At 70.9% G+C, this 22,147-nt stretch carries 18 protein-coding genes and 1 pseudogene; 7 read left to right on the top strand and 12 right to left on the bottom strand.

Annotation, left to right across the window (positions count from 1 at the left end; translation table 11 throughout):
• Nucleotides 1–70: 70 nt before the first annotated feature.
• Entirely contained in the window at nt 71–331 is a 261-nt protein-coding gene (locus QSK20_RS14760; protein WP_088982144.1) for a hypothetical protein, read from the top strand.
• Between the two features lie 121 nt (nt 332–452).
• On the opposite strand, the gene sucD is transcribed toward QSK20_RS14760, so the two are convergent.
• From sucD to icmB, 3 genes are all read right to left on the bottom strand, one after another.
• Nucleotides 453–1,340 carry a succinate--CoA ligase subunit alpha gene (gene sucD / locus QSK20_RS14765; RefSeq protein WP_285789186.1) on the bottom strand — a complete coding sequence of 296 codons (888 nt, stop codon included), beginning with the start codon at nt 1,338–1,340 and terminating at the stop codon, nt 453–455.
• A 2-nt stretch (nt 1,341–1,342) separates the two neighbouring features.
• A complete protein-coding gene (gene sucC, locus QSK20_RS14770) occupies nt 1,343–2,521 on the bottom strand; it encodes an ADP-forming succinate--CoA ligase subunit beta (protein WP_285789187.1) in 1,179 nt (392 codons plus the stop codon).
• A 502-nt stretch (nt 2,522–3,023) separates the two neighbouring features.
• Nucleotides 3,024–3,428: a coenzyme B12-dependent isobutyryl CoA mutase small subunit gene (icmB, locus tag QSK20_RS14775; RefSeq protein ID WP_145836917.1), complete on the bottom strand. Its 405-nt coding sequence runs from the start codon at nt 3,426–3,428 to the stop codon at nt 3,024–3,026.
• A gap of 405 nt (nt 3,429–3,833) precedes the next feature.
• Between icmB and QSK20_RS14780 the strand changes: the two genes are divergently transcribed.
• Both QSK20_RS14780 and QSK20_RS14785 read left to right on the top strand, forming a co-directional pair.
• A complete protein-coding gene (locus QSK20_RS14780; protein ID WP_285789188.1) occupies nt 3,834–4,550 on the top strand; it encodes a M23 family metallopeptidase in 717 nt (238 codons plus the stop codon).
• A gap of 358 nt (nt 4,551–4,908) precedes the next feature.
• On the top strand, nt 4,909–5,625 hold the full coding sequence (locus tag QSK20_RS14785; RefSeq protein WP_502888904.1) for a M23 family metallopeptidase: 717 nt from the start codon (nt 4,909–4,911) through the stop codon (nt 5,623–5,625).
• Nucleotides 5,626–5,772: 147 nt separating this feature from the next.
• Here QSK20_RS14785 and pcrA read toward each other — a convergent pair whose 3' ends face one another.
• Entirely contained in the window at nt 5,773–8,190 is a 2,418-nt protein-coding gene (gene pcrA, locus QSK20_RS14790) for a DNA helicase PcrA (RefSeq protein ID WP_285789190.1), read from the bottom strand.
• Nucleotides 8,191–8,576: 386 nt separating this feature from the next.
• Between pcrA and QSK20_RS14795 the strand changes: the two genes are divergently transcribed.
• Nucleotides 8,577–8,924, top strand: a complete 348-nt coding sequence (locus QSK20_RS14795; RefSeq protein WP_285789191.1) for a chorismate mutase — start codon at nt 8,577–8,579, stop codon at nt 8,922–8,924.
• Nucleotides 8,925–9,127: 203 nt separating this feature from the next.
• Here the strand turns inward: QSK20_RS14795 and QSK20_RS14800 are convergent, their stop codons facing one another.
• From QSK20_RS14800 to QSK20_RS14830, 7 genes are all read right to left on the bottom strand, one after another.
• Entirely contained in the window at nt 9,128–10,138 is a 1,011-nt protein-coding gene (locus QSK20_RS14800; RefSeq protein WP_285789192.1) for an ABC transporter ATP-binding protein, read from the bottom strand.
• Nucleotides 10,131–11,168, bottom strand: coding sequence for an ABC transporter ATP-binding protein (locus QSK20_RS14805; RefSeq protein ID WP_285789193.1), 1,038 nt, complete (start codon nt 11,166–11,168; stop codon nt 10,131–10,133). Before QSK20_RS14805 ends, QSK20_RS14800 begins: the two co-directional genes overlap by 8 nt.
• Before the next feature lie 5 nt (nt 11,169–11,173).
• Nucleotides 11,174–12,118: an ABC transporter permease gene (locus QSK20_RS14810; protein ID WP_285789194.1), complete on the bottom strand. Its 945-nt coding sequence runs from the start codon at nt 12,116–12,118 to the stop codon at nt 11,174–11,176.
• Between the two features lie 71 nt (nt 12,119–12,189).
• Nucleotides 12,190–13,251: an ABC transporter permease gene (locus QSK20_RS14815; RefSeq protein WP_285789195.1), complete on the bottom strand. Its 1,062-nt coding sequence runs from the start codon at nt 13,249–13,251 to the stop codon at nt 12,190–12,192.
• Between the two features lie 102 nt (nt 13,252–13,353).
• Entirely contained in the window at nt 13,354–14,988 is a 1,635-nt protein-coding gene (locus QSK20_RS14820; protein WP_285789196.1) for a peptide ABC transporter substrate-binding protein, read from the bottom strand.
• Nucleotides 14,989–15,447: 459 nt separating this feature from the next.
• Nucleotides 15,448–16,122, bottom strand: coding sequence for a response regulator (locus QSK20_RS14825; RefSeq protein ID WP_285789197.1), 675 nt, complete (start codon nt 16,120–16,122; stop codon nt 15,448–15,450).
• Between the two features lie 2 nt (nt 16,123–16,124).
• Nucleotides 16,125–17,366: an ATP-binding protein gene (locus QSK20_RS14830; RefSeq protein WP_285789198.1), complete on the bottom strand. Its 1,242-nt coding sequence runs from the start codon at nt 17,364–17,366 to the stop codon at nt 16,125–16,127.
• Between the two features lie 196 nt (nt 17,367–17,562).
• On the opposite strand from QSK20_RS14830, the gene QSK20_RS14835 reads away from it, so the two are divergent.
• The 3 genes and pseudogenes from QSK20_RS14835 to QSK20_RS14845 all read left to right on the top strand — a co-directional run bounded on the left by QSK20_RS14835 (nt 17,563) and on the right by QSK20_RS14845 (nt 21,016).
• Complete coding sequence (locus QSK20_RS14835) at nt 17,563–19,092, top strand: PspC domain-containing protein (RefSeq protein WP_285789199.1); 1,530 nt, start codon at nt 17,563–17,565, stop codon at nt 19,090–19,092.
• A pseudogene (locus QSK20_RS32125) lies at nt 19,089–19,284 on the top strand (hypothetical protein); the annotation flags it as partial. The gene QSK20_RS14835 and the pseudogene QSK20_RS32125, both read left to right, overlap by 4 nt.
• Before the next feature lie 478 nt (nt 19,285–19,762).
• Complete coding sequence (locus QSK20_RS14845) at nt 19,763–21,016, top strand: phosphatidylserine decarboxylase (protein ID WP_285789201.1); 1,254 nt, start codon at nt 19,763–19,765, stop codon at nt 21,014–21,016.
• A gap of 51 nt (nt 21,017–21,067) precedes the next feature.
• Here the strand turns inward: QSK20_RS14845 and pssA are convergent, their stop codons facing one another.
• Nucleotides 21,068–21,988, bottom strand: a complete 921-nt coding sequence (pssA, locus tag QSK20_RS14850; protein ID WP_285789202.1) for a CDP-diacylglycerol--serine O-phosphatidyltransferase — start codon at nt 21,986–21,988, stop codon at nt 21,068–21,070.
• Nucleotides 21,989–22,147: the final 159 nt, after the last annotated feature.

Consider the following 22,147-nt stretch of genomic DNA (forward strand, 5'->3'; position numbering starts at 1 on the left):
GTACACCCGGTCTAACCTCGGCGCAGGCGCGGCCTTCTGCGGTCGCGGCCCCGACCGTCCGGAGGAAGTCGTGTCCGCTCCCTACGCACCGCCCCCGCCGTCCGCAGCCGGCAAGGACCGGACCACTCTCTGGGGCGTGCTCGGCATCGTCCTCGGCCTGCTGTGCTGCGGCATCCTGGGGGTCATCTTCGGGTACCTGTCGATCCGGGACGCCCGACGGTACGGACAGTCACAGGTGCTGGGCTGGCTGGCCATCGCCTTCGGCGTGATCAACATCATCGGCAGCGCGGTCCTGCGGGCCACCGGGAACTACCCGATCGGCAACGACTGACGAGCGGGACGAAGTCGTCGGCGACACACCGGCCGCCGGCAGGGAGCGACGCCGCCGAGCGGGCCGCGACGCGGAGGGGGACGACCGTGTGGTCGTCCCCCTCCGTCGGTTCGTTCCCGGCTCAGCCGGCCGACATGATCTCCCGCATGAGCTTGGCGGTCTCGGTCGGCGTCTTGCCGACCTTGACGCCGACCGCCTCCAGCGCCTCCTTCTTCGCCTCGGCGGTGCCCGCCGAGCCGGAGATGATGGCGCCGGCGTGTCCCATGGTCTTGCCGGGCGGGGCGGTGAAGCCGGCGATGTAGCCGACCACCGGCTTGGTCACGTTCGCCTTGATGAACTCGGCGGCCCGCTCCTCGGCGTCACCGCCGATCTCACCGATCATCACGATGGCGTCGGTGTCCGGGTCGGCCTCGAAGGCGGCCAGCGCGTCGATGTGGGTGGTGCCGATGATCGGGTCGCCACCGATGCCGACGCAGGTCGAGAAGCCGATGTCCCGCAGCTCGTACATCATCTGGTAGGTCAGCGTGCCGCTCTTGCTGACCAGGCCGATCCGGCCGGAGCCGGTGATGTCGGCCGGGATGATGCCCGCGTTGGACGCCCCCGGCGAGGCGATGCCCGGGCAGTTCGGCCCGATGATCCGGGTGCGCTCCCCCTGGGCGGTGTTGTACGCCCAGAAGGCGGCGGTGTCGTGCACCGGGACGCCCTCGGTGATGACCACGGCGAGCGGGATGCCGGCGTCGATCGCCTCGACCACCGCGGCCTTGGTGAACTGCGGCGGTACGAAGATCACCGTGACGTCCGCCCCGGTCTCCTTCATGGCGTCCGCCACGTTGGCGAAGACCGGCAGCTCGGTGCCGTCGAAGTCGACGGTCTGCCCGGCCTTGCGCGGGTTGACGCCACCGACGACGTTGGTGCCGGCGGCGAGCATCCGCCGGGTGTGCTTGGAACCCTCGGAACCGGTCATCCCCTGGACGATGACCTTCGAGTCCTTGGTCAGCCAGATAGCCATTGTCAGACCCCCGCAGCCGCCAGCTCGGCGGCCCGCTCGGCCGCGCCGTCCATGGTGTCGACCCGCTCGACGAGCGGGTTCTTCGCGCCGTCGAGGATCGCCCGACCGGCCTCCGCGTTGTTGCCGTCGAGGCGGACCACGAGCGGCTTGGTGACCTTCTCGCCACGCTGCTCCAGCAGGGCGAGCGCCTGGATGATGCCGTTGGCGACCTCGTCGCAGGCGGTGATGCCGCCGAAGACGTTCACGAAGACGCTCTTCACCGACGGGTCGGACAGGACGATCTCCAGTCCGTTCGCCATCACCGCGGCGCTCGCGCCACCGCCGATGTCAAGGAAGTTCGCCGGCTTGACGTCGCCGTGCCGCTCACCGGCGTAGGCGACCACGTCGAGGGTCGACATGACCAGACCCGCGCCGTTGCCGATGATGCCGACCTCGCCGTCGAGCTTGACGTAGTTGAGGTCCTTCTCCTTGGCGCGCTGCTCCAGCGGGTCCACCGTCGCCTGGTCGACCAGGGCCTCGTGGTCCGGGTGCCGGAACGCGGCGTTCTCGTCCAGGGTCACCTTGGCGTCGAGCAGCAGCACGTTGCCGTCGGCCGTACGGGCGAGCGGGTTCACCTCGACCAGGGTGGCGTCCTCGGCGACGAACGCCTGCCACAGCTGGACCGCGATCGCGACGACCTGGTCGGCGACGTCGGCCGGGAACCCGGCGGCGTCGACGATCTCCCGCGCCTTGGCCTCGTCCACGCCGGTGTTGGCGTCGATCGGGGTCTTGACGACCTTGTCCGGGGTCTCGGCGGCGACCTGCTCGATGTCCATGCCGCCGGCCACGCTGGCGATGCACAGGAAGGTGCGGTTCGCGCGGTCGAGCAGGTACGAGAAGTAGTACTCCTCGGCGATGTCCGCGGTCACCGTGATCATGACCTTGTGGACCGTGTGGCCCTTGATGTCCATGCCGAGGATGTCGGTGGCCCGGGCCACCGTCTCGTCCGTGCCCTCGGCCAGCTTGACGCCGCCGGCCTTGCCTCGGCCACCGACCTTCACCTGGGCCTTGACGACCACCCGGCCGCCAAGCCGCTCGGCGATCGCGCGTGCCTCCTCCGGGGTCGTCGCGACGCCGCCGGCGAGCACGGGCAGTCCGTGCCGCTCGAACAGGTCCCGCCCCTGGTACTCGTACAGGTCCACGATTGCGCGTCCCGTCCCGTCTCCGCGGCGCGCCGTCGCGCCGCCACCAGCGTTGGAAAAAGCTTGACGCCTGCCGTCACAGAAGACAGGCCGTTTGCGGCAGCCTAACGAGAAGGCCACCGCCGGCAACCGAGCGGGTGCGTGGTGTGCGGAAACGCACAGCGACGTGCCGAACGCCGGGCTCCGCCGCCGGGGGCGGGAGTCGGGGAAAAGTTGCCGCGAGGGGGCGTAACCGCCGGTGTGCGGGGTCGTTGAGAGAAGTGTCGGAGCGCTGGTCAGCGCGATGACGGGAGACGGCCGATGCCCTGTCGGTCGAGGGGTGGCGGCGGGGCATCGTGCATAGAGGGGCCGGACGTGTGAGGGGTGCGTCCGGTCCCTCCCCCCGTCTGCCGATCGTTCGCCCCGGGCCGTTCACCGCCCGGCGTGCTCCCCACCGGGTTACGGCACGGTCCGACCTTCACCGCAAGCCGCCGGTTCGCTGCGGGCCGCCGGTTCGCCCGGGTCAGCCGACCGGCTGGGCGACGTTGCCCCGGACCCACTCGACGATCGCCTGGGTGGTGGCTCCCGGAGTGAAGATCTTGGCCACACCGAGCTTCTCCAGCTCGGGGATGTCGGCCTCGGGGATGATCCCCCCGCCGAAGACGACGACGTCCCGGGCGTCCCGCTCGCCGAGCAGTTCCAGCACCCGGCGGAAGAGCGTCATGTGCGCGCCGGAGAGGACGGAGAGCCCGACCGCGTCGGCGTCCTCCTGGATCGCCGTCTCCACGATCTGCTCCGGCGTCTGGTGCAGTCCGGTGTAGATGACCTCCATGCCGGCATCGCGCAGGGCCCGTGCGACCACCTTGGCGCCCCGGTCGTGCCCGTCCAGCCCCGGCTTGGCGACGACGACCCGAATACGAGAGCTCATCAGCGCACACCTCTCACAGGCTCAGCGGTTCCACAGACTCGGCGGCAGATCACCTGAACGAACGGTAACCGACGGACCGCGGCCGGGAAATCCGGCCGACGATCCATCGATGGGTGGCATGCCTCACGCCAGTCGGACATGCGCAGCGTAGTGATGACGGAGAGCAACGAAAAGGCGGTAACGAGGGCGAATAGCAAAGGTAACGAATCCCCCTAAGACGTCACTCAACTGGACAAAAGAAAACTTTAAGTTGGCGCTCCGGCTTGTGGGGCGTCCGGGGGTTGGCTACCGTGTCCACGGTTGTCATCAGGTCCACGGACGGGTGACGACGCGGCCAGCCGGAGTTCATCTCAGCGTCACGAACCCGACCAGGTCGCATCGGAAACCCGACAACGGAGGGTGTGCGTGCGCCAGCAGCTGTTGGATGAGCCCGATAGATATCGCGGCCGCCGCCGCGTACCCACCCCGCCCCGCAGCCGCTACGCCGCCGTCGTCACCACCGCCTTCGTCGGCGCGGGCGTCGTCGCCCTCGGCGCCAGCGCGATGCCCGACGCCAAGGGCGTCAGCCCCTCGGTCCTCGACGAGCTGCGGCAGGCATCGGTCACCAGCCAGGACTTCGCCGACCGGGCCAACGCCGACGACCGCGCCAGCCGCGACACCACCCGCCTGGCCGCCGACGACGCCGCCGAGCCCGAGGTCTGGCTGCTGCCCCTCCAGGGCTACGAGTTCACCACCCCGTACGGCATGCGCGGGGGCGAGCTGCACACCGGCGTCGACCTGGTCGCCCCGGAGGGCACCCCGTACGTCTCCATCCACGACGGCACGGTCACCAAGGCCGGCTGGTACGGCGGATACGGCTACACGGTGATCGTCCGGCACGCCGACGGCAGCGAGGCGATCTACGGTCACTCCGCCCAGCTCAGCGTCAAGGAGGGGCAGCAGGTCAAGGCAGGCGACCAGCTCGGCCTGGTCGGCAACACCGGCCACTCCTACGGCTCCCACCTGCATGTCGAGGTCCACGTCAAGGGCGAGCCACTCGACCCGGTGCCGTGGCTCCAGGAGCGCGGAGTGGACATCAAGCTACAAGTCGAGGCAATCTACAGCGACGTGACCGCGTCCTGACGCACGGCAACGACCGATCACCGCCCGGATCACACGATCCGGGCGGTTTTCTGTGCCCGCGGGACATCGAAAGTGTGCTGCGTCACTCGACGAGGTGTGACCGGGCCCACCCCACAGCATGATCATTTTTCAGTACGTACGGCGCGGTATCGGGACATAGTCGGGCACGGACGCTGTTCGCTCCCCGGGTCGCGGCCGAACCCCGGACCACCACCGTCGACGGGCCAACCGAGGATTTCCGGGTCCCGTAGCCCTCTCGACTGTGAAGGTCACCGTGCAGGAGAACAGCTTCAGCCAGAACCAGAACACCCGTGACGAGGCCACGGAACCCGGTGCCGGACGCCCCTGGCGGCACCGGATCCGGACCCGTTACCTCGTGGCGGGTGCGGCGGCCCTGGTCGGTCTCGGCCTCACCGGCGCCACCGTGATCGCCACCGGCTCCGACGACTCCCCCGCCCCCGCCCCGGTCGCGCTCGACGCGCAGGACCGCGCCGAGGCCGCCGCGCGAGCCGACCGCGCCGACCGTCCGCCGGTCACCCCCTCGGCGACCGCGACCACCCCGACGCCCGCCCCGACCTCGGCCAGCCCCACCTCGACCGCGAAGCCCACCAGGAAGGCCACCAGCGCCCCCAAGCCGACCAGGAAGGCCACCACCAGCGCGGCCAAGCCCAAGGCCGCCTGGGTCAACCCGATGCCCGGCGCGGCGGTCACGTCCTGCTACGGGCCGCGCTGGGGCACCCTGCACGCCGGCATCGACCTGGCCCTCCCGGCCGGCACGCCGGTCCGGGCCGTCGCCGCCGGCACGGTGACCAAGGCCGGCGACGCCGGTGACGGGTACGGCATCTCGGTCTTCGTCGACCACGGCAACGGCTACCTGACCCACTACGCCCACCTGAACTCGACGGCGGTCTCCGTCGGGACGAAGGTCAGCGCCGGCACCACCATCGGCCGGGAGGGCTCCACCGGCGACTCCACCGGTCCGCACCTGCACTTCGAGGTCCACCAGGGCGGCATGTGGAACCAGATCGACCCGGCCCCGTTCATGCGGGCGCGCGGCGTCGACCTGGGCTGCTGACCCGGGCCGCCCGGCCCCGGCTCGGCACGACAGCGTGCGGAGCCGGGGCCGGGCCCCGCCGGCAGAGCCGGTGCCCGGACGGCTCAGGCCCGCCAGGGGACGCGGTGTGGGGACCCGGTCACCCCCGTGGCCGGCGACCCGCGCCGGTCAGAGCTTCTCGATCGGGGCGTGCCGGAGCACCAGCCACAGTTTCTGGTCGCCGAAGTCGATCTGCGCCCGCGCGCCCGGCCCGTGCCCCTCGACCGCGGTCACCCGGCCCAGCCCGTAGCGCTGGTGGTTGATCCGGTCACCGACCGCCACCTTCGGGGCCTGGGGCAGCTCGCTGGCGGTGGCGAGGCGACTGCCGTCCACGCCGAGCCGCTTGGCGAGCTGCGCCGCGCGCGGCGTACCGCCGGTGAAACCACCGCCCCGGCCGGCGCCGAACCGGTCGCCGCCACCGGCCCGGCCGCCGACACCGCCGCCCCCACCGGCCCAGGAGGTGTACGAGCCCTCGGTCCGCTCCCAGCGGACCAGTTCGGTCGGCAGCTCCTCCACGAAACGCGACGGCGGGTTGTAGGCCGGCTGCCCCCAGGCCGTGCGGGTGACCGCCCGGGAGAGGTAGAGACGCTGCCGGGCCCGGGTGATGCCGACGTACGCGAGCCGCCGTTCCTCCTCAAGCTCACGGGTGTCGCCGAGCGACCGCAGGTGCGGGAAGACGCCGTCCTCCAGGCCGGTGAGGAAGACCACCGGGAACTCCAGGCCCTTGGCGGTGTGCAGGGTCATCAGGGTGACCACGCCCTGGTGGTCGGGGTCGTCGCTGGGGATCTGGTCGGCGTCGGCGACCAGCGCGACCTGCTCCAGGAAGCCGGCCACGGTGGCCCGCTCCCCCTCGGCGCCGAGCGCCTCGATCCGCTCGGTGTACTCCCGGGCGACGCTGACCAGCTCCTGGAGGTTGTCCACCCGGCCGGCGTCCTGCGGGTCCAGGCTCTCCTCCAGCTCGGCCAGGTAGCCCGAGCGGGTCAGCAGCGCCTCCAGCACCTCCTCCGGGGTGCCGGTGTCGGCCAGTTCGCGCACCCCGTCGAGCAGGGCGACGAACTCGGTGATCGCGTTCGCCGCGCGGGTGGAGATCCCCGGGGCGTCCTTCGCCTTCCGCAGCGCGGCCCCGAAGGAGATCCGGTCCCGGCCGGCCAGCGCCTCCAGGCACGCCTCGGCCCGGTCGCCGATGCCCCGGCGCGGGGTGTTCAGGATCCGGCGGACGCTGACCGTGTCGTCGGCGTTCACCACCGCACGCAGGTAGGCCAGTGCGTCCCGGACCTCCTTGCGCTCGTAGAAGCGCACCCCGCCGACGACCTTGTACGGCAGGCCGACCCGGATGAAGACCTCCTCGAAGACCCGCGACTGGGCGTTGGTGCGGTAGAAGACCGCCACGTCACCGGGGCGCGTCTCCCCCGCGTCGACCAGCCGGTCGATCTCGCGGGCCACCCAGTCCGCCTCGGCGTGCTCGGTGTCGGCGACGTACCCGACGATCTGCTCGCCGGCCCCGGCGTCGCTCCAGAGCCGCTTCGGCTTGCGGGAGGTGTTCCGGTCGATGACCGCGTTGGCCGCGCTGAGGATGGTCTGGGTGGAGCGGTAGTTCTGCTCCAGCAGGATCGTCCGGGCGTCGGTGAAGTCCCGCTCGAACTCCAGGATGTTGCGGATCGTCGCGCCCCGGAACGCGTAGATCGACTGGTCGGCGTCACCGACCACGCAGAGCTCGGCCGGCTCGATCCCCTCGGTGCCGGAGACCAGCTCCTTGATCAGCACGTACTGGGCGTGGTTGGTGTCCTGGTACTCGTCGACCAGCACGTGCCGGAACCGGCGGCGGTAGCTCTCCGCGACGTGCGGGTGCGACTGGAGCAGATGCACCGTCGTCATGATCAGGTCGTCGAAGTCCAGCGCGTGCGCCTCCCGCAGCCGCCGCTGGTAGAGCGTGTACGCCTCGGCGAGCGCCCGCTCGTTGGGCCCCTTGGCCCGGTCGGCGAACGCCTCCGGGTCGACCAGCTCGTTCTTGAGGTTGGAGACCTGGGCGGCCAGCCCCCGGGCCGGGTAACGCTTCGGGTCGAGGTCCAGCTCGCGGGCGACCAGCTGCATCAGCCGGCGGGAGTCGTCGGCGTCGTAGATGGAGAAGGTCGACTTCAGCCCGGCGTGCTCGTGCTCGGCCCGCAGGATCCGCACGCAGGCGGAGTGGAACGTCGACACCCACATCAGCCGGGCACGCGGGCCGACCAGGGCGGTCACCCGCTCCTTCATCTCGCCGGCGGCCTTGTTGGTGAAGGTGATCGCGATGATCTCGCCGGGGTGCACGTCCCGCGCGGCGAGCAGGTAGGCGATCCGGTTGGTCAGCACCCGGGTCTTGCCCGAGCCGGCGCCGGCCACGATCAACAGCGGTGACCCGGCGTGGGTGACCGCCTCCCGCTGCGGGCCGTTCAACCCGGCGAGCAGGCTCTCCGGATCGGACCGGGCCGGTCCGGAGCCCGCGCGGGAGGGCACGGCGGACGGGGAGGCCGGCGCGGACTGGGACGGCGGGATTTCGAAGAGAGCATGCATCGCAGGGCGAGTCTATGCCGCCGGACCGACACTTCCGCCCGCGGTGCGTCCCGCTGCGCCCCGCGCCGGTGCCGCCCGCGTGGTTGCAGGGGTCCCCTGCTACGCAAAAAGCGGTAGCAGGGGCCCCCTGCTACCACCCGGGCGCGAACGACCCGCACCTGTTGGTGATACGGCCGAATTGCGGAACGCTTGCGCGCCGGGTCGCCGGGTGGGCATACTCGACGGCGTGTTCGGTCAGTGCTTCTGCTTTTACTACGGCTCCGGGAGTCCGGCAGCCGCAGGTCGCGCCTGATCGATCAGACCTACGAATGCCCCGGGCTCCTGGAGTCCGGGGCATTGTCGTCCCGGGATCCGGGCACCGGGCACCACTGTGCGAGAGGTACCCGATGATGACAGACGTGGTGGAGCAGAACGGCGAGTCGGCCGGCACGGCGCGTCCGGGCGGCCAGGATGCCCCGGTCGAGGCACAGACCGGCACGCAGGAGCCGGACGCGGCGGCCCGGATCGTCGCCATCCGGGAGCGGATCGACGAGATCGACCAACGGTTGATCGAGCTCTGGCAGGAGCGGGCCGGCCTGTCACAGCAGGTCGGCAGGACCCGGATCGCCTCCGGCGGAACCCGGCTGGTGCTCTCCCGGGAGCAGGCGATCCTGGAGCGGTTCCGGACGGCGCTGGGGGCCGACGGCGTCCAACTCGCCCTCCTGCTGCTCCGCGCCGGCCGCGGACCGCTCTGACCGTCCGGGCGGCGTACGCCGCCGGGGTGCGGATCCTGCCGCCGGACACCTGTCGACTTCGGCGCGGGTCCGCCACGCCGCTGGTGGACGCGGTCGGCACAGATCCGGGGCGCCGGTCTGACGACCGACGCCCCGGATACTGAGGAGGCACTTCCTTTCACCGCTGGCCCGGTACGGGTGGCCGGATCAGCGGCGTCTGCGTGCTACTCGACCGCGTGCACCACGTCGCGGGGTTCCGCGAAGTGGCAGGCGCTCGGGTGAGCGGAGTGTTCGCGTGCCTCCAGGGTCGGCACCTGCTCGGCGCAGATGTCCTGCGCCTTCCAGCACCGGGTGCGGAACCGGCAGCCCGACGGGGGGTTGGCCGGCGACGGCACGTCGCCGGTCAGGACGATCTGGTCCCGCAGCCCACGGAGCTTCGGGTCGGGGACCGGCACCGCCGAGAGCAGCGCCTGGGTGTACGGGTGGGTCGGGTTCTCGTAGATCTCGTCCTCGGTGCCGATCTCGACGATCTTGCCGAGGTACATCACCGCGACCCGGTCGGCGATGTGGCGGACCACCGACAGGTCGTGCGCGATGAAGATGTACGACAGCCCCAGCTCGTTCTGGAGCTTCTCCAGCAGGTTGACCACCTGGGCCTGGATCGACACGTCCAGGGCCGAGACCGGCTCGTCGCAGAGGATGATCTCCGGGTTCAGCGCCAGTGCCCGGGCGATGCCGATGCGCTGCCGCTGGCCGCCGGAGAACTGGTGCGGGTACCGGTTGATGTGGTCGGGGTTCAGACCGACCAGGTCGATCAGCTCCTGGACCCGCTTCCGCCGCTGCCCCTTGGGCACCACGTCCGGGTGCACCTCGAACGGCTCGCCGATGATGTCCCCGACGGTCATCCGGGGGTTCAGCGAGGTGTACGGGTCCTGCATGACGAGCTGGATGTTGCGCCGGCCGCGCCGCCGCTCCGTCGCGCTGACCTTGGACATGTTCCGGCCCTGGACGAAGAGGTCGCCCGAGGTGGGCGTCTCCAGCCCGACCAGGAGCCGGGCCAGCGTCGACTTGCCGCAGCCGGACTCGCCCACGATGCCGAGGGTCTCGCCCCGACGCAGCTCGATGTTGATGCCGTCGACCGCGCGGACCGCGCCGATCTGCCGCTTGAAGACGATGCCCTTGGTCAGCGGGAAGTGCTTCACCAGGTCACGGGTCTCGAGCACGAGGTCACTCATCGCCCTTGACCTCCTTCCAGAAGTGGCAGGCCGCCGTCCGGTCCGGCGACACCGTGTACAGCGGCGGCGACGGGTCCTTCCGGCAGACGTCCTGCACGTACCGGCACCGGGGGTTGAACGCGCAGCCCGGCGGGATGTTCGTCAGCACCGGCGGGAGCCCCTTGATCGCGCTGAGCTCCTGACCCTTGAGGTCGAGTCGGGGGATCGACTCCAGCAGCCCCTTGGTGTACGGGTGCGCCGGGCTGGCGTAGATCTCGTTGACCCCGGCCTCCTCGATGACCCGGCCGGCGTACATGACCGAGATCCGGTCCGCCACGTCGGCCACCACGCCCATGTCGTGCGTGATGAGCACCAGGGCCATGTTCCGCTCCTGCTGGAGCTCGGCCAGCAGCGCCATGATCTGGGCCTGCACGGTCACGTCGAGCGCCGTGGTCGGCTCGTCGGCGATCAGCACCTCGGGGTCGAGGGCCAACGCCATGGCGATCATGACGCGCTGCCGCATACCGCCGGAGAACTGGTGCGGGAAGTCGTTCACCCGCTGCTTCGCCGCCGGGATCTTGACCAGGTCGAGCAGTTCGACCGCACGCGCCTTGGCGTCCTTGCGGGACATGCCCCGGTGCTTGCGGTACAGCTCGCCGAGCTGGAACCCGACGGTGAAGACCGGGTTCAGCGCGGAGAGCGCATCCTGGAAGATCATCGCGATCTTGTTGGCCCGGACCCGGCGGCGCTGCTCCTCGGGGAGCTTGAGCAGGTCCACGCCCCGGTAGAGGATCTCGCCGCCGGTGACGAAGCCGGGCGGGCTGTCCAGGATGCCCATGATCGCCTGGGCGGTCACGCTCTTGCCGCAGCCGGACTCGCCGAGGATCGCCCGGGTCTCGCCGGGTGCCACGTCGAAGCTGACCCCGTTGACCGCCTTCGCGATGCCGTTACGGGTGCGGAACTCGACCTGGAGGTTCTTGACCTGCAACGGCAGCGCGTTCGGGTCGAGGCCGGGCAGAGCGTCCATCTTGACGTTGACGTCAGAACTCATGCTGCTCACCGGAACTTCGGGTCGAGGGCGTCACGCAGGGCGTCACCCATGAGGATGAAGGACAGCACCGTGCCGACCAGCAGCCCACAGGGGAAGAGCAGAAGCCACGGGTCCTCCAGGAAGTAGACCTGGTGGGCGCTGATCATGATGCCCCAGGACTGCGCGGGCGGCTGGAGGCCGACACCGAGGAACGTGAGGGTGGCCTCGGCGGCGACGAACGATCCGAGGATGATCGTGGCGTAGACCATCATCGGCGCGATGGCGTTCGGCAGGATGTGCCGGAACATCAGCCGGCCGTTGGTGGCGCCGACCGCCTTCGCCGCGTGTACGTAGTCCAGGTCCTTCGAGGAGATCACGCTGCCCCGGATGATCCGGGCGATGGTGGGCCAGCCGAGCGCCACCAGGACGATACTCAGGGTGATCACGTTCTGCCGCTTGATGACGGTGAGGAACACGATCGCGCCGAGCAGGAAGGGCAGCGAGAAGAAGATGTCCATCACCCGGGAGATGACCGAGTCGACCCAGCCGCCGTAGTAGCCGGCGAGCAGGCCGAAGAGACCACCGACGAGCACGATTCCCAGGGTGGCGAGCAGTGCGATCGTCATCGACGGGCGGGCCCCGTAGATGGCGTGCGAGTAGTAGTCGCAGCCGAGGATGTCGAAGCCGAACGGGTGGTCGCCGCTCGGGGAGATCCGGGACCGGCCGGTGTCGCAGTCCCGGGGGTCCTGGCTGGTCCACAGCTTCGGGAAGAGCGCCATGGAACCGACGACGAGGATGTAGAGCGCGGCGACCATGAAGATCGGGTCACGGACCAACTGCCGCCGGGCGTCCGCCCAGAGACTCGCGCTACGCGCCTTGCCGCCCTCGTCCGGGCTCGGCGCACCGGCCACCGCGGCGGCGGCCGAGGAGTCACCGCTCATCGCGGTGCCGGCGCTGCTCAGGTCACTCATCTCCACACCTCGTTTCGCTTCGACCTGCCGACTGGCAGTACCCCGACGGTCCGCCGCGTGTCCGTCGCCGGTCACTCATAGCGGATCCTCGGGTCCAGCACCGCGTAGAGGATGTCGACCAGCAGGTTGGCGATCATGAAGACCAGGGCGAGCATGGTGACCACACCGACCACCACCGACGACTCGCCGGTCCGGGCGGCGAAGGCGGCCAGGCGACCGATACCCGGCACGTTGAAGATCGTTTCGGTGATCACCGCCCCACCCAGCAGGCCGCCGATGTCGACACCGATCAGGGTGATCACGGGGATGAGCGAGTTGCGCAGCGTGTGCACGCCGATGACCCGCTTGTTCTTCAGGCCCTTGGCCTTGGCGGTACGGACGAAGTCGGCCCGGATGTTCTCCATGATGCTGGTCCGGGTCAGCCGGGCGGTGGTGGCCAGCGCGGTGGCCCCCAGCACCAGACCCGGGATGACCAGGCTGGCCCACGGGTAGTCGGGCTTGAACCCGGGGCTGAAGACACCGTTGGCGAGCACGTCGGGCACCCAGTTCTGGTCCCGCAGCACGTTGCCGAACTTGACCCCGATGAACTCCCGGATCAGGACACCCAGCACGAAGATCGGGACCGAGATCATGAAGACCGTGGAGATCTTCACCAGGTAGTCGGTGAAGCTGCCGCTACGCAGCCCGGCCAGCACACCGGCGATGATGCCGACGACGGCCTCGAAGAGGATGGCGATGACGACGATCTTCACGGTGTACGGCATGGCGTCCGCAACCAGGTCGGTCACCTCGTACTGGCGGAGGTTCACCCCGAAGTCGAAGTGGAGGAAGATCCCCTCCAACCGGTCGAAGAAGAGCCCTGGCTCGTAACCGGTGCCGAGCCAACCGGAGCCGCTCTCGGCTGCGCGCCAGAGGCAGGGGTCGCCCCTCCGGTCCAGACAGGGGTCGTCGTAGCCCAGTCGCTCGGTCAGAGCGTTCAGGACCGACTCCGGCGGCGTCCGGTCGCCGAAGAGCGCCCGGACCGGGTTCCCGCTGAACTGGACCGCCAGCGAGGTGAGGTAGTGCAGCAGGAACATGGTGCCCAGCACGGTGGGTATGAACTGGAGCAACCGTCGGATGACGTAGCGCCCCATGTCTGTTTCTCCTCTCGGCGCTGACGTGGCGGCAACGTCCTCCCTCGTAGGGAGATCGTTGCCGCCACGTCGTGTCCTACGGCTAGATCAGGGAAGCGAGACTCAGTTCTGCTTCATCGTCATCTGGCCGTAGTCAGCGTCGGCGACGGCGTTCCAGACGAACTTGTCGACGTTCTCGCCGTAGACCGCACCGACCTTGCCCCACCACATCGGGATGACCGGGAGGTCCTCCAGGATCAGGTCCTCCGCCTTCTGGTAGAAGGGGATCGCCTCCTGGATGGAGTTGGCGGCGTCACCCTGCGCGAGCAGGGCGTCGAACTCGGGGTTCGCGTACGCGGAGTTGTTGCTGTCCGCGCCGGTGCTGTACAGCGGAGCGAGGTAGCTCTCCAGGAACGGGTAGTCGGCGCTCCAGCCGAGGCGGAACGGACCGGTGAACTTCTTGTTGTCCGCGGTCTCGAGGTACTCGGCGAACTGCAGGTTGACCTTCAGCTCGTAGTCGATGCCGAGGGCGGCCTTGATCTGGTCACCGACGGCCTGCAGCCAGGCGTCGTGGCCGGCACCGGCGTTGGCCCACAGGGTGAGCTTGCCACCCTTCCAGCCGCCCGCCTCGGCGAGGAGCTGCTTGGCCTTCTCGACGTCCTTCTTGCAGTACTGGCAGACGTTCTCACGGGCACCGTCGAAGGACGGCGCGACGTAGCCGGTCGCCGGGGTGAACCGGCCGTTGAAGACGGCGTCGATGATCGACTGGCGGTCGATGACCATCGAGATGGCCTGACGGATCCGCTTGTCCTTGAAGTTCGGGTTGTAGGTCGGCATGCCGACGTACGTGAAGCTGTCGCTCGGCTGCTCGTACATCCGGTCGCCGTAGGTGGCCTTGGCCTCCTTGTACCGCGCCGGCGGCAGGGTGTACATCACGTCCAGCTCACCGGCCTGGAAGGCGGCGTAGCCGGCGTCGACGTCGGCGAAGATCCGGTAGTTGATCTTGTCCGGCTTGCCCGGGTCGCCCTTCCAGCTGTCGCTGCGGACGACGGTGATGCCGACGTTGTGCTGCCAGCTGCCCTCGATCTTGTAAGGGCCGTTACCGATCGGCGTCTCGTTGCACTTGTCCTTGTCCGCGATGCACGCCTCGGCCATCGGGAAGAAGCCCGGGTAGCCGATCGTGGTCGGGAAGCCGGAGAAGGGCTCGCTCAGCTCGACGGTGAAGGTCAGGTCGTCGACCTTCTTCAGACCGGAGAGCTCCTTGGCCTTGGGCTCCGGGGCCTTCTGCGGGCCTTCGCCGTCCGGGTCGGTCGACGAGACCTCCTTGATACCGGCGATCCGCTTCATGAAGTACGCGTTGTTCTGGGCGTTCGGCCCGTACGCCGCGAAGTTCCACGACCGGATGAAGGAGTCGGCGTTGACCTTCTCACCGTTGTCGAAGGTGTAGCCGTCCTTGATCTTGATCGTCCAGGTCTTCTGGTCCTGGGACTCGACCGACTCGGCCAGGTCGTTCTCCGGGGCACCGGTCTCGGCGTTGTACTTGACCAGACCACGGTAGAGCTGACGGATCACGTACAGCGACGGCTCGTCGTCTGCGGCGGACGGCAGCAGGAACGCGGGCTCCGACGCGTAGACGCGGAGCTCACCACCGCTCTGGCCCGACTCCGACGAGTCTTCGTCGCCGCCACCGCTGCATGCGGTGGCCAACATGGCGGTGGCGGTCGCCGCGACCGCCACCTTCAGGAATTTCCCGCGCATGGGAGTGCCTCCTCAGGGCGCTCGGCTCACGAGGGGGTTGTGAGGTGGTTGCCACTGTGACACCCGATGCGCCACAGCGGAAAGCGGTGTTATCAAGCCGATACCCGGCCGGGACGGTGCCGACATCGGCCCACGCCGAGCCCTGATCCGCACCGATCGTCGCCCCGTGACCGGTTCCCCAGCGCTGCTCAGCGGGCGTCACCACAGACAACACCGGCGACGGAGAGTCTCACCACGTGAGCATCGTCACGCTCCGCAGCGGCACGGAAGCTCGCTGTTTTCACCCGTCCAGATGATGGCGGAATCGACTGTGCGGGCACCCTCCGCCCCTGGTCGGACGAGGGTACCGAGGTGACGTGACGTACCGCCGGGCACCGCGAATTGTCCGGCACGCCGCACCGTTCGGCATCCGATTATCGGCGTTCGGCCCGCCGGCACCGCACCGGGCGGTCCACCCGGTCACACCAGCCGGCGGTCGGCCGCCCAGCGGGACAGCTCGTACCGGTTGGACATCTGGAGCTTGCGCAGCACGTTCGACACGTGCGTCTCCACCGTCTTGATGGAGATGTACAGCTCCTTGGCGATCTCCTTGTACGCGTACCCCCGGGCCAGCAGCCGCAGCACCTCACGTTCCCGGTTGGTCAGCTGGTCCAGCTCCGGGTCGGCGACCGGGGTGTCCGGCCGGGCCGCGAAGGCGTCCAGCACGAACCCGGCCAGCCGGGGTGAGAACACCGCGTCGCCGTCGGCCACCCGGCGGATCGCCGCGGCCAACTCGTCCGGAGAGATCGTCTTGGTCACGTACCCCCGGGCACCGGCCCGGATCAGTCCGATCACGTCCTCGGCGGCGTCCGACACGCTCAACGCGAGGAACCGCACCTGCGGGTGGGAACGTCGCACCGCCTCCAGCACGGCCCGGCCGCCGCCGTCGGGCATGTGCACGTCCAGCAGCACCACGTCGGGACGGGCCGCCGCGATCCGGGCGACCGCCTCGGCGACGCTGCTCGCCTCCCCCACCACCTCGACGTGCGCCCCCAACTCGGCCCGGACGCCGGCACGGAACATCGCGTGGTCGTCGACGAGGAAGACCCGCAGCCGCCCGTCGTGAACGTCTGCCTGCTCGACCTGCTCGGACATGGTCACCTGTCCCTTTCCGCCGTTGCGCCGTTCCCGTTCCCGGAGACCGGCAGGATCAACCGGACCTCGGTCCCCTCCCCCGGCCCGGAACGGATCTCCGCCCGCCCGCCGTGCCGTTTCATCCGCCCGATGATGGAACCCCGTACCCCGTGTCGGTGATCATCCACCGTCTCCTGGTCGAACCCGACACCCCGGTCCCGGACGAAGACGCTTACCTGGTCCGGCTCCACCTCGGCGTAGAGCGAGACGGTCTGCACGCGGGCGTGCTTGGCCGCGTTCACCATCGCCTCGCGGGCGGCGGCGACCAGCGCGCCCACCCGCTCGTCGGTCTCCTGGTCGCCCACCACCACCGCCTCCACGGTGATCCCGAAGGTGTCCTCCACCTCGGCCGCCGCCTGTTCGAGCGCGGCGGCGAAGCGCTCGGTGGGTGAGGCGGTCGGCTTGTAGAGCCAGCTGCGCAGCGTCCGTTCCTGCCCCCGGGCGAGTCGCTGCACCGTCTTGACGTCGGCGGCGTTGCGCTGGATCAGGGCGAGGGTGTGCAGGACCTGGTCGTGGATCATGGCGGCCAGCTCGGCGCGTTCCTGTTCCCGGATCCGCCCCTCCCGCTCCGAGCGGAGCTGGTTGAACGTCCGCCAGAGCAGGGGCGCGGCCACCACCCCGACCCCGGCCAGCCCGACCAGCGCGAAGATCACCCCGTTGATGACGGCGTCAACGTTCTGCACCGGCGAGTAGACCGCCGCGACGCCGATGATGCCGACCGCGACGAGCACCCCGCCGCCGATGAAACGGAGCACGAAGGCCCGCCGGTCGGTCTCCTCCACCACCGCGCTCAGCCAGGGCAGCGGCAGGGACCCGTTGGCCTGGCCACGGCGTTCCGGGGACTGGTGCCAGATCACCCCCGCGCCGACCGCGATGATGGCGACCAGCCAGCCGGCGGTCCCGGCGACACCAACCGAGTCGAAGAGCTGCATCTGCACCAGCAGCACGGCCAGACCGATCACCACGAACGGCAGCAGCTGCGCGATGTCCCGTCGGGGCGGCGTGGCGGTGTCCCCCGGCCGGACCGGGACCACCGCCCAGAACGCGGCGTAGAGGAGCAGGCCGAGTCCGCTCAGGCCGAGCAGGACCATGAAGGCGATCCGCACCCGTACGACCGAGACGCCGATGTGGTCGGCGATGCCGGCGGCCACGCCCACGGCCATCCGGTGCTCGCGGGCCCGGTAGAGACGGGGTGGCTGGGTCACGGTACTGATCGCGGGCTCCCTGGTCGCGACGGTCCGACGCCGGTCGGTTCGCTGCGGCGCCGTCACCGATCGTCACACGCGCCACGGTCGCCGGGCCACGGGGACGCCCCCGAGTTTCCGGGTTCCCGGATCTCAGGGTGCGCTCAGGGTGGGTCCCGACGACGACCCGTCCCGACACCTAGCAGGATCTACCGGTATGACCGAGGAATCCGCCCGGTCGCCCCGCCCGGAGGCGACCCAGCCGGGCGTACCGGCGTCGCCGCCGGCCGGAGGCGCGACCGCGACGTCGCCCGCCGGGCCACCGCCCACGGGACCGGAAGCCGTTCCCGGCGGGGTCGGCTTCACCTCACGGTACGGCCTGGTCCGTCCCCGGGAGGGGCGTTACCTGGCCGGGGTCTGCGCGGCGGTCGGGCGGGCCACCAACACCGACCCGGTGCTGTGGCGGGTGCTCCTCGCCGTGCTCGGTTTCTTCGGTGGCGTCGGCATCCTGATCTACGTCTCGGCCTGGCTGATCATCCCCGGTGAGGGGGACAGCGCGTCCCCGGTGGAGTCGATGCTGGGCCGGGGCCGGTCGAGCATGTCGCCGATCACGGTGATCGTGCTGAGCATCCTGGTCGCGGTGAGTTTCGGCTACATCGTGACGGACGCCTTCCGGGCCGTGCTGCTCGGTGCGGCGATCCTGATCGGCGGGGCGCTGCTGCTGAACCGGGACCACCCGGCCCGCGACCGTTCCGGCCGCACCCCGCCGCCCGTCGGGCCGCCGACGACGCCACTGCCGGGGCCGGTGCCCCCGGTGGCCCACCCCGCCCCGGGTCCGGTACCGCCCACCGCGACCCGGCCGGAGGTACCGGTGTCCGCGCCGGCCCCCACCACGCCGTGGTCGTCGGCCCCCGGACCGGTGTTCCCCGAGGCCCCCCGCTGGCCGGCCCCGGAACCGTTGGCCGCCGCAGCCCCACCGGCGCCGCTGCCCCCGGCCGGGCCACTGCCACCGGTCGCCCTGGCGTCCACCCCGCCCGGCTACCGCCCGCCCTTCGCCCCGCACGGCCCGTACGCCCGCTCCAGCCCTCCACCGCCCGTACCGCCCCCGCCGCCCCGGCCGGCACCGAAGCGTCCCCGGGAGCGCTCACCGCTCGGCCCGGCGACGTTCTCGCTGGTCTTCCTCGCCTGCGGGGTGGTCGCCGTCCTCGACCTGGTCGGGGTGGTCCGGGTCAGCGCGTCGGCGTACTTCGCGGCGGCGCTGGCCACCATCGGACTCGGGCTGCTGGTGGGCGCCTGGTTCGGCCGGGCCCGCTGGTTGATCGCGCTGGGGCTGGTCACCTCCGCGGCGCTCGGCTTCGTCACCGCGGTCGAGTCGTTCGAGGAGTGGCGCAGGTTGAACGGAAACGTGACCTGGACCCCGGCGAGCTACGAGGATCTCGCCCCCCGGTACGAGAACACCTTCGGCGACGCGGTGCTGGACCTGCGCGCGGTGGACTTCGCGCAGCGGGACACCCGCACCACAGTGGTCATCTCCTTCGGGGACGCGACCGTGCTGGTGCCCCCGAACGTCGACGTGATCACCCACGCCGAGGTGCACGCCGGTGACGCGATCATCTTCGGTGTCGGCTCCAGCGGTCTCGACCGCCAGGTGCGGGAGTCCACCGACCTGGGTGCCGACGGCGCGGGCGGCGGCACGCTGCGGTTGTTCATCCAGGTCAACGCCGGCGCGTTGGAGGTGACCCGGTGAGAGCGCACCGCACCGACCTGCTCTCCCTGACCTTCGGGCTGCTCTTCCTGGCCGCCGCGGCCTGGTGGCTGCTGGCGCAACTGCTCGGCCTGGTGGTGCCGATCGGCTGGTTCCTGGCCGGCGCGCTCGTCGTGGTCGGCGTGCTGGGTCTGCTGGGCGCACTGCGCGCGGCCCGCTCGTCGGCGGACGCCGGTCCCACCGCCGGTTCCCCCGGCAACCCGCCGCCGCCCGCCTCGGGTGTCTCACCGGCTTCGCGCACCCCACCGACGGCCCACGTCCCGCCGACCTCGGACATCCCGCCGATCCCGACCGTCCCGCCGATCCCGACCGTCCCGCCGATCTCGGTCAGCCCGCCGTTGGCGGAGATACCGCCGATCCCGGAGACACCGCCGATCCGGGCGGTCCCGCCGGTCCCGGGCGTCCCCCTGCCCGTCGACCCGGACCGGCCGCCGGACGGCCGGGGAGAGGTCGGTGACGGTGCCCGCCGGGGAGACGGCGACGGTTGACCGGGCCGGGAGGGCCGGAGGCTGCCGCACCGGTGGGACCGTTGCTCCGTGCCGCCTATGCTGGCTGGTGGAGACTTCGCTTCCGCCGCCGGCACGCCCCGTCCGCGCCGTCCCGGCCCCTCCGCTGCGATTTCCGTCCCGATGCTGCTAGGAGCCCGTCCGACATGACTCAGTCCCCCGCCGTGCGCAGCCTTGGCCGATTCGGTGAGGTACGCATCGGCGAGCGCGCCGCGCGTACCCTCGCCGCCGAACTCGCCCGGTGCGACGACCGCAAGGCCGCCCTGCTGGTCGGAGTGACCCCGGACGCCCCGGTCCTCGCCGTGGCGATCGAGGCGCTGCTGCCCGGGGACCGCCTCACCGTGGTGCCGGCCGGGTCGACCAGCCCCGCCGAGCTGCGCAGCCACGTGGCGACGCTGGGCAGCTGGGTCGCCGACCGGGTCCGGGTCGTCGATGCCCTGGCCGAGGCCGAGCCCGCCGACGTCATGATCGTCGGCGAGGCGCTCGCCGGCACCGGAGAGGAGGCCCGGGCGACGCTGGACGGCCTCACCAAGTACCTCGCCGAGGGCGGTGTGCTGAGCGTGGCGACGCCGGCCGGGCCGGGCCGGACCGCGGGCGCGGCGGCCGAACTCGACCGGCAGGGTGCCCTGCACGGCGTCGGGGTCGACCTGGTGCTGCGCAACCAGCCGCCGGTCCGGGTGCACCGGCTCCGGTTCACGGCGGTCAACGCGGCGACGGCGGCCCGGCTCGCCCCGGCGTACCGGCCATCGAGCGTGCCGCTGACCCGTGACATGCACATCGACTCCAACGGGGTGGCCGCCGCCGGCATCGCCCTCGGGCTGGCCGCGTTGACCAGGGTGGTCCGGCCGAAGTCGAAGCTGTGGCTGGTGCCGGCGCTCGCCGCCGCCCCGGTGGCGGCGTTCTTCCGTGACCCCGAGCGGGACATCCCGGAGGACCCGTCGGCAGTGGTCGCCGCCGCCGACGGCCGGGTGCTCTCCGTCCAGCGGCTGCACGACGAGCGGTTCGGCGCGGACGAGTGGCTGCGGGTCGCGGTCTTCCTGTCGGTGCTCGACGTGCACGTCAACCGGTCCCCGGTGCCCGGCAAGGTGGTCGACTACTTCGTCGCCGACGGCGGGTTCGCCAACGCGATGAAGCCGGAGGCCGAGCACAACGTCGCGGCGTACACGGTGCTGGACACCGAGCACGGCACGGTGGTGGTCGCGCAGCGTACCGGCCTGATCGCCCGGCGCATCGTGCAGCGTGCTCCGGTCGGTTCGTTGCTGGCGCGGGGCGAGCGCTTCGGCCTGATCCGGTTCGGCTCGCGGACCGACGTCTACCTGCCGGCCGACGCGGCGGACCCGCTGGTGGGGCCGGGCGACAAGGTGGTCGGCGGTTCCTCGGTCATCGCCCGCTGGCGCTGAGCACGGAAAAGGGGTGCCGCGACGTCGCGGCACCCCTTTTCGTCGACTCGGTCAGGCGGTCCGGCGCTGGTGCAGCCAGAGCAGCGGTCCACTGGCCAGGTAGGCGACCACGACCAGGGCGAAGGTGAGCCGCGGGTCGACCAGGGCACCGATCACCGGGGCCAGCCACAGCCACGCCGGCAGCTTGATCAGTCGGGCCAGCTTGGCGTACGGGAAGCTGGAGACCATGGCGAAGGCGAGCAGGGCGACCCCGGCGACCTGGACCACCGGAGGCACCGGAAGGTCGATGGCGACGGCGAGCGCCAGCACCATCGCGGCCATGGTGGTCGGCACCCCGCAGAAGAACCGGCCGTCCTTCGGTGAGACGTTGAACCGGGCCAGTCGGATCGCGGCGCAGGCCGCGACCAGGGCGCAGGCGAGGGCGGCAGCCGCGGTGGGAACCGCGCCGGCCAGCGAGGCGTAGACCACCATCGGAGCGGCGATACCGAACGAGCACATGTCGGCGAGCGAGTCCATCTGCGCGCCGAACGGGCTGGCCACGTTGAGCTTGCGGGCCAACGCACCGTCGAGTCCGTCGAAGGCGACGCAGGCGATCAGGAGCACCGCCGCGAGGCGCACCTCGCCCTGCATGGCCAGGAAGATCGCGGTGACGCCGAGCATGAGGCTGGCCAGTGTGCACGCGTTGACCAGGGCGAACTTCGCCCGCCGAGCGACCGTGCGCTCACCGGGGAGCAGCGGGATCGACCGCGCCGGTGTGTCGTCCACCGGTGTCGTCGGGGCGATCGCCGGGCTGACCGGCATGACGGCCTCGATCTCGGCCCGGTTCAACCGGTCCGAGGCGTACCGCCGGCGCAGCCGGTCGGCGTAGCGGCGCTCGGGCAGGGCCACGTCGGTCGTGTGGCGGGGGTCGCCGTCCCGGCGTCCCACCCGGACCAGCAGCACCTGGCGGGCGAACGTACTGCTGCGTCGCAACGGCCCCGCCCAGCGGCGGCCCGCGGGGCGCGGACTGTCAGACGTACGACGCCGGCGCCATGGGGCTCTCGGCACGTTTCCTCCATCACCGGATCGACTCACCGCCTCGCAGGCGGGCGTCCGGCTCTCTCGTGCCGGGCCGCTTCTGGCCCGGCAGCC

The organism is Micromonospora sp. NBRC 101691 (assembly GCF_030269285.1).
Classification (GTDB): domain Bacteria; phylum Actinomycetota; class Actinomycetes; order Mycobacteriales; family Micromonosporaceae; genus Micromonospora; species Micromonospora echinospora.

Coding starts and splice junctions, on each gene's coding strand:
- QSK20_RS14810 (WP_285789194.1), bottom strand. CDS start 12,118: ATGAGTGACCTGAGCAGCGCCGGCACCGCGATGAGCGGTGACTCCTCG.
- pcrA (WP_285789190.1), bottom strand. CDS start 8,190: ATGCATGCTCTCTTCGAAATCCCGCCGTCCCAGTCCGCGCCGGCCTCC.
- QSK20_RS14815 (WP_285789195.1), bottom strand. CDS start 13,251: ATGGGGCGCTACGTCATCCGACGGTTGCTCCAGTTCATACCCACCGTG.
- QSK20_RS14825 (WP_285789197.1), bottom strand. CDS start 16,122: ATGTCCGAGCAGGTCGAGCAGGCAGACGTTCACGACGGGCGGCTGCGG.
- QSK20_RS14800 (WP_285789192.1), bottom strand. CDS start 10,138: ATGAGTGACCTCGTGCTCGAGACCCGTGACCTGGTGAAGCACTTCCCG.
- QSK20_RS14835 (WP_285789199.1), top strand. CDS start 17,563: ATGACCGAGGAATCCGCCCGGTCGCCCCGCCCGGAGGCGACCCAGCCG.
- QSK20_RS14805 (WP_285789193.1), bottom strand. CDS start 11,168: ATGAGTTCTGACGTCAACGTCAAGATGGACGCTCTGCCCGGCCTCGAC.
- QSK20_RS14820 (WP_285789196.1), bottom strand. CDS start 14,988: ATGCGCGGGAAATTCCTGAAGGTGGCGGTCGCGGCGACCGCCACCGCC.
- icmB (WP_145836917.1), bottom strand. CDS start 3,428: ATGAGCTCTCGTATTCGGGTCGTCGTCGCCAAGCCGGGGCTGGACGGG.
- QSK20_RS14845 (WP_285789201.1), top strand. CDS start 19,763: ATGACTCAGTCCCCCGCCGTGCGCAGCCTTGGCCGATTCGGTGAGGTA.
- QSK20_RS14795 (WP_285789191.1), top strand. CDS start 8,577: ATGATGACAGACGTGGTGGAGCAGAACGGCGAGTCGGCCGGCACGGCG.
- sucD (WP_285789186.1), bottom strand. CDS start 1,340: ATGGCTATCTGGCTGACCAAGGACTCGAAGGTCATCGTCCAGGGGATG.